Annotated in this window: 6 protein-coding genes and 1 pseudogene; 3 read left to right on the top strand and 4 right to left on the bottom strand. The window is 67.6% G+C overall.

The genetic code is table 11. The features are described 5' to 3' along the window. From VML93_RS33400 to VML93_RS33390, 3 genes are all read right to left on the bottom strand, one after another. Nucleotides 1-576 (bottom strand): FHA domain-containing protein (locus VML93_RS33400; RefSeq protein WP_325617345.1); only part of this gene is annotated, 576 nt, incomplete at its 3' end. A gap of 9 nt (nucleotides 577-585) precedes the next feature. Further along, nucleotides 586-3,201 carry an ATP-binding cassette domain-containing protein gene (locus VML93_RS33395; protein WP_325617343.1) on the bottom strand — a complete coding sequence of 872 codons (2,616 nt, stop codon included), beginning with the start codon at nucleotides 3,199-3,201 and terminating at the stop codon, nucleotides 586-588. Nucleotides 3,202-3,269: 68 nt separating this feature from the next. Continuing rightward, on the bottom strand, nucleotides 3,270-4,448 hold the full coding sequence (locus VML93_RS33390) for an NADH:flavin oxidoreductase (protein ID WP_325617341.1): 1,179 nt from the start codon (nucleotides 4,446-4,448) through the stop codon (nucleotides 3,270-3,272). A gap of 148 nt (nucleotides 4,449-4,596) precedes the next feature. Between VML93_RS33390 and VML93_RS33385 the strand changes: the two genes are divergently transcribed. Then, the gene (locus tag VML93_RS33385) at nucleotides 4,597-5,442 is read left to right on the top strand and encodes a bifunctional methylenetetrahydrofolate dehydrogenase/methenyltetrahydrofolate cyclohydrolase (RefSeq protein ID WP_325617339.1); all 846 of its coding nucleotides are present in this window, start codon (nucleotides 4,597-4,599) and stop codon (nucleotides 5,440-5,442) included. Between the two features lie 11 nt (nucleotides 5,443-5,453). Continuing rightward, nucleotides 5,454-5,720, top strand: coding sequence for a DUF3017 domain-containing protein (locus VML93_RS33380; RefSeq protein ID WP_414686514.1), 267 nt, complete (start codon nucleotides 5,454-5,456; stop codon nucleotides 5,718-5,720). Here VML93_RS33380 and VML93_RS33375 read toward each other — a convergent pair. Beyond that, on the bottom strand, nucleotides 5,717-6,133 hold the full coding sequence (locus tag VML93_RS33375; RefSeq protein WP_414686513.1) for a DUF732 domain-containing protein: 417 nt from the start codon (nucleotides 6,131-6,133) through the stop codon (nucleotides 5,717-5,719). The two genes, VML93_RS33380 and VML93_RS33375, sit on opposite strands and share 4 nt — an antisense overlap. Nucleotides 6,134-6,357: 224 nt before the next feature. Between VML93_RS33375 and VML93_RS33370 the strand changes: the two are divergent. Then, nucleotides 6,358-6,891, top strand: a pseudogene (locus VML93_RS33370) (hypothetical protein); the annotation flags it as partial.

Below are 6,891 nucleotides of genomic sequence, written 5' to 3'. Positions count from 1 at the left end.
CGGGACGGCCCTTCGGCGCTGCGCTTCATCCGGCGGGGACAGCTGCGGCTGCATCTGTGTCGGAGGCTGGTCCGGTGGCGGGGGCTGGGCCGGCGACGTCCGGGCAGCCGGCGGAGCCTGGCGGGGCGGGACCCGCTGCGGTCGGGATATGGAACCCGTGTTCGGCCGGAACAGGGATCCCGTGTTGGGCCGGGATACCGATCCGATGTCAGACGGCGCAATCACCGGATGCATCTCGGTCGGTGGCAGCAGGCCGACGGCGCCGTGGTGTTGCCCGACCTGGAAAGTCAGCCGCGGCCCGTCGGGCTTGCCGATGTTGATGGCCTGGCCGTCGCGGATGTCGACCCCCGGCACCCGCTGGCCGTTGACGAACACCCCGTTGAGCGAGTTGTTGTCGATGGCGGTCCACTTGCCCTGGTCGAAGCGCAGCAGCAGGTGGGCACGGGCAACCAGCGGGTGCGCCACGCGCAGGTCCGCGCGCACGTCGCTGCCGACGACGATGTCGCGGCCCGCAGCGAACCTGCCCTGCGATCGGCCCGACTGCACCGTCAGTACGGGCGCGGAGGATCGGCTCATCACGTGCTGTTAATGACGCTTGAGCCGGATGTACCACCGGACGACGCCGATGTACACGACCGACAACGCCACCATCATGCCCAAGTCGAACAGCAGAATGTGTGTCGAGTGCTGCCAGATCGGATCGTTCAGGGGCAACTGTTTCATCTCTACCAGGTGCGGAAAGTCGACCGACGACGACATCGCGGCGAAACCCCAGCGCGCCGGAGTGATCCAGGAGATTGGTTCCAGGCCGCGGTCGTACACCGCGATCAATGCGCCGCAGAGCACGAACTGGGACATGATCGACACCACCAGCATCGGCATGATCTGCTCGTTGGACTGCGCCAGGGACGACAGCATCAGACCGAACATCGCCGACGCGACACACGAGAACGCGACGGTGAGGAACAGGGACAACGTGGGGCTGCCGAAGAAAGGCGGATCGACCTGCGGCGCGCCTTTGCCGAGTACCACGATGAACGTCGCGATCGCTGCCTGCGCCGTCGCGAAGGCGGAGAAGATCGCCACCTTGGCCAGCAGATACGCGGTGGTGGACAGGCCGACGGCCTGTTCCCGCTTGAAGATGGGGCGTTCACCGATGAGGTCGCGGATGGTCAGGGCGGTGCCCATGAAGACGGCGGCGATCGTCAAAATCATCATGATCTGCTGCGGCTGTGTCGGAGCCTCATCCAACACCTTCACGGCTTTGAAGCCGGGTTTCGGGCCTTTCACCGTCAGCGCCAGGGCGCCCATCAGGAACGGCAACAGCATCAGGAAGATGGTGTAGCCCCGGTCGGAGATGACGAGCCGAACCTGGCGGCGGGCGATCGTGGAGAACTGGCGCAGGATGCCGGTCTTGGGTGGTTCGCCCAGATCGGCCGGCCCAGGCTGCGACGACGGCGGCGGCTGTTGTGCGCCCCCCCCACCACGCTCCTTGAAGCGGCGGTTGGCCTCGTCGGGATCCGCGCCCACATTGGCGAAGATGTCGGCCCAGTTGCGGGTGCCCATCGCGCTCTCGACCTGGTCGGGCGGCCCGCAGAAGGCGACTTTGCCACCGGGCGCCAGCAGCAGGATCTGGTCGCACACGTCGAGGTAGGAGATCGAGTGGGTCACCACCATCACCACGCGACCGGCGTCGGCGAGCGACCGCAGCATCAGCATGACTTGGCGGTCCAGCGCCGGGTCCAGACCGGAAGTGGGCTCGTCGAGCAGCAGCAGCGACGGTTGGGTCAGCAGCTCCAGCGCCACCGAGGCCCGTTTGCGCTGGCCGCCGGACAGCTTGTCCACGCGGGTCTCGGCGTGCTTGGTCATCTCGAGTTCTTCGAGCACTTGGGCGACGACTTGCGCGCGTTCCTGCTTGCTCGTGTCAGGTGGCAGGCGCAGCTCGGCGGCGTAGCCCAAGGCCTGGTTGACCGTCAGCTGACGGTGGACGACGTCGTCCTGCGGGACCATCCCGATCCTGCTGCGCATCGACGCGTACTCGGTGTGGATGTTGTGGCCCTCGAACAGGACGGTGCCCTCGCTGGGGCTGGTGTATCCGGCGATCAGTCGAGACAGCGTGCTCTTACCGGCGCCGGACCCGCCGACAATGGCGGTCAGCGTGCCGGGCCGGGCGGTCAGCGAGATGTGGTCCAGCAGCTGTTTGCCCTTGTCGACGACGAAGCACACGGAACTCACCTCGAGGCCGCCGGTGCGCGTCGCCGCTTCGGTGCGGCGGATCAGGTTGTCGTTGCTGAAGACCAGGTCGACGTTGCCGATGGTGACCACGTCGCCCTCGGACAGAATCGCCGACCCGACCCTGACACCGTTGACGAAGGTGCCGTTGACGCTGTTCGCGTCGCGGATCTCGGTGCCCAGCGGGGTCCGCGCCAGGTACGCGTGATGGCGCGACGCCAGGACGTCCTGGATGACGATGTCGTTGTCGGTGGCGCGCCCGATGCTGGCCGAACCGGCCGGCGCGTTTGCCGAGCCGCCGGATCGGGAGGGCAGCAGCGCGTTGAACATCTTGGTCGCCAGGTTTCCCACCTGCGGTGGTTCGGCGATACTTTGCCCCAGCTCCGTCTTCGGCGCTGCTTCGTATGCCGCGGCGGACCCCGGGGGTGGCTGGTAATTGGTCGGCGGCGGACCGGGTGGGTACCCCGGCGGTCGGCCCCCGCCGGTCCCCGGGTACCCGGGTTGGCCCGGCGGCGGCCCACCGGGATGACGCGGCGGCGGAGCCGGGCGCTGATGTTGGCGTGGAGGTGGCCCCGGCGGCGCGGCGACCGGAGGACCTGCCATGGACGGCTGGACGACACGCATCGACGCAGTTTGGGGCGGACGTCCGGCCATCCCGTGATGGCGCCCGACCTCGAACGTCAGCGCCGGCCCGTCCGGATTCCCGATGTTGACGGTCTGGCCGTCGTGGATGTCGACCACCGGCACCCGACGACCGTTGGCGAAGGTGCCGTTGAGTGAGCCGTTGTCGATGGCCAGCCACCTGCCCTGATCGAAGCGCAGCAGCAGGTGGGCGCGCGAGATCAGCGGATGTGTGATTCGCATGTCGGCCCGGAGGTCGCGTCCGACCACCACGTCATGGCCCGCTGCGAACGTCCGCTCCGACCCGTCGTGCCTAACGGTCAGCGCAGGCGGGGCTGGTGGAGTCATCGATCCAACTTTAGCGGGTGAATCCGACTCAACAACTGCAACGTTCGGGGCATGTGGCTGTCCTTGTCCTAGTCGGGCGCGCCGGTCACCACACAGCGGGTGCGGCTGTATATCGTGGGCATGCACAGATTGCAATGCGTACAGGCTGATCGGGTCCGTTCGTCGGCCTTGATCCGATTGATCAGGTCCGGCTCGGCCAGTAGAGCCCTGGCCATCGCGACGAACTCGAACCCTTCCGCCATGGCCAGGTCCATCGTTTCCCGATTGGTGATGCCCCCGAGCAGAATCAGCGGCATCTTCAGCTCGGCGCGGAACAGTTTCGCGTCGCGCAACAGGTACGCCTCGCGGTAGGGGTATTCGCGCAGGAACTTCTTGCCTGTCATGCGGATCCCCCAACGCACCGGCGGCTTGAAGGCGCCGGCGAACTCCTTGACCGGCGCGTTGCCGCGGAACAGGTACATCGGGTTGACCAGCGAGCTGCCCGCGGTGAGTTCGATCGCGTCCAGCCCGCCGTCTTCCTCCAGCCATTTGGCCGTGGTCAGCGACTCTTCGGTGGAGATACCGCCGCGCACGCCGTCGGCCATGTTGAGCTTGGCGGTCACGGCGATCTGCTGATCGACCGCGCGGCGGACGGCCAGCACCAATCCGCGCGCCACCTTGGCCCGGTTCGCCAGCGAGCCCCCGAACTCGTCGTCGCGGCGGTTGATCAGTGGGGACAGGAACGAGCTGGCCAGGTAGTTGTGGCCCAGGTGAATTTCGACCGCGTCGAAGCCCGCGTCGACGGCCAGCTTGGCGGCCAGGGCGTGGTCGGCCAGCACGTCGTCGATGTCGTCGCGGTCGGCCTTGCGGGCGAACCGCATGCCGATCGGGTTGAAGAACCGCACCGGCGCCAACGCGGTGGCCTGGTTGGAGCGGGCATTGGCGACCGGGCCGGCGTGCCCGATCTGCGCGCTCACCGCTGCGCCCTCGGCGTGAATCGCCTCGGTGAGCCGGCGGAACCCGGGCACCGCCTCGGGCCGCATCCAGATCCCGTTGCCTTCGGTGCGGCCGCCTTGCGAGACGGCGCAGTAGGCGACGGTGGTCATGCCGACCCCGCCGGCGGCCGGCAGCCGGTGGTATTCGATCAGGTCGTCGGTGACCAACGCGTCGGGCGTGCGTGCTTCAAATGTCGCCGACTTGATGATCCGGTTGCGCAGCGTCACCGGGCCGAGCTTGGCCGGGCTGAACACGTCTGGGGCAGCAGACATACGGGGAGCCTAACCCCGCGGCGATCGCGAGCGCGGCGGAGCCGGGCGCTGCGGGTCGCCGCCATCCCGCCCGCGGCGATCGCGAGCGCGGCGGAGCCGGGCGCTGCGGGTCGCCGCCATCCCGCCAGCGCGTGCCAGACTGTCAGGCGTGGGCGCAATCACGCTGGACGGCAAGGCCACCCGTGACGAGATCTTCGTCGACCTGAAGCAACGGGTAGCGGCATTGACCGCATCGGGCCGTACCCCCGGGCTGGGCACCATCCTGGTCGGCGAGGACCCGGGGTCGCAGGCCTACGTGCGCGGCAAGCACGCCGACTGCGCCAAGGTGGGCATCACGTCGATTCGCCGCGACCTGCCGGCCGATATCAGTGAGGCCACGCTCAACGACACCATCGACGAACTCAACGCCAACCCCGAGTGCACCGGCTACATCGTGCAGTTGCCGCTCCCCAAGCACCTGAACGAGAACGCGGCGCTGGAACGCGTCGACCCGGACAAGGATGCCGACGGGCTGCACCCGACCAACCTGGGCCGGATGGTGCTCAACACCCCGGCAGCGCTGCCCTGTACGCCGCGCGGCATCGTGCACCTGCTGCGGCGCTACGGCGTCGAGATCGCCGGTGCCCACGTGGTCGTCATCGGCCGTGGCGTGACGGTCGGGCGGCCGTTGGGGCTGCTGCTCACCCGTCGCTCCGAGAATGCCACGGTGACGTTGTGCCACACCGGAACCCGTGACCTGCCGGCGCTGACCAGGCAGGCCGACATCGTCGTGGCGGCCGTCGGGGTTCCGCACCTGGTGACGGCCGACATGGTGCGCCCCGGCGCAGCGATCGTCGACGTGGGTGTCAGCCGGGTGGACGGCAAGCTCGCCGGCGACGTGCATCCCGACGTGTGGGACGTCGCGGGTCATGTGTCGCCGAATCCCGGTGGCGTCGGCCCGCTGACGCGGGCGTTTTTGCTGACCAATGTCGTCGAATTGGCCGAAGCGCAGTGAGTGTCCAGTCCCTGGCAAGGACCCAGTGGCCGATCCTGCTGGTCGGGCTGATCTTCGTGACCGGTTTTGTGTTGGCCGGGGCCAACTTCTGGCGCCGCGGCGCTTTGTTGATCGGCATCGGTGTCGGGGTGGCGGCGGTGCTGCGGTTGCTGCTGTCCGACGGCGGGGCCGGCCTTTTGGTGGTTCGCAGCAAGGGCACCGACTTCATCACCACCGCGACCGTCGGGGCGGCGATGGTCTATATCGCGTCAACCATCGACCCGTTGGGGACGGGTTAAATCCCTGGGAGGCCCGGGATTTGCGGCAGACTGGGCATCTTGCCCTCGGCCACTTGAGCCATCATGTTCGGGCAGTACATCGAAATCGCGATCCTGGTGAACATGTCGGCCATCTCCGGAGACATGCCGTTGCCCTTGACCCGCGCTGCTGCCGCGGCGAAGTTCCCGCCCGGCGCGGCCAGCATCGGGCAGACCGCCTGGCCCATGGCGACGGCGCCTCCCGGTTCGCCGTAGTTGACGCCCGCGTTGCCCAGGGCACTCAGGAACGAGTCGTCGATCGGGCTGGCCTCGGCCGGTGCCGTGAATGCCGCAGCGGCGGTGAGGATTCCGGCTGCCCCCGCTAACAGGCGAATGGTCAGTGGTTGATAACGAAATAGCCAGATCCACCGGCGCGCTCTAACCAGTGCGTTCATTCAAGTTCCCCCATCAGCCCCGGAGTGCACTCAGGGCACTCGAATCACTCTAGGAACCTTGATCTATCACTGTCACATTTGCAACACGGTGAGGTAAAGGTTTGCACACTATGCGTTTCGCAAACGCGGATCGGCAGGTATTTCGATTAATGGACGATTGCCGTCGCCGGAGACGCTTGCGCACAACGCATTTGGGGGAGTGAAATGATCGAGAATCTGCGCCCATGACCACTGACCCAACCCGGACCCCGCAGCGGCAAGTCTCGCGCCAGGCGTTTCTTCGCGGCGCCATCGGAGCGTTGGCCGCCGGGGCGATGTTCGGCACACCGCGCTCGGCCGCCGATCCGGCCGGCAGTTGGGAGAGTCTGGCTTCCTCGAACGGCGGCAGTGTGCTGCTGCCGGCCAACGGCGCCCAGTTCTCGACGGCCAAGCAGGTTTTCAACTCGCTCTACAACGGTTCCAACCCGGCGGCGGTCGTCACGCGGTCGACCGCGGCCGATCGCGACACCTGGGGCATGGTCGATCTCTCGGTCGGCTCGGGTCAGGCGAACTGTCATGTGCTGGCGACGTGCCCGTCGGGCGCGGGATCAGGCGTTGCCGAGGCGATCAAATCCGCGGTGGGCGTGGCGCCCAGCTCCGTTCAGAACAAGACGATCAGTCACATGGATCTGGTGATGTATCTGGCCGGTGGCAGCTCGACCAGCTCGCCGCGCGGCTTCGTGGCCGGGTCCGACGTGGTCCCCACGGTGAATTCCGCT

Origin of the sequence: Mycobacterium sp. (assembly GCF_035499775.1) — a bacterium.
Lineage (GTDB): Bacteria > Actinomycetota > Actinomycetes > Mycobacteriales > Mycobacteriaceae > Mycobacterium.
Note: the sequence above shows the minus strand (reverse complement) of the source record. Positions and strands in the feature narration are given on the sequence as shown.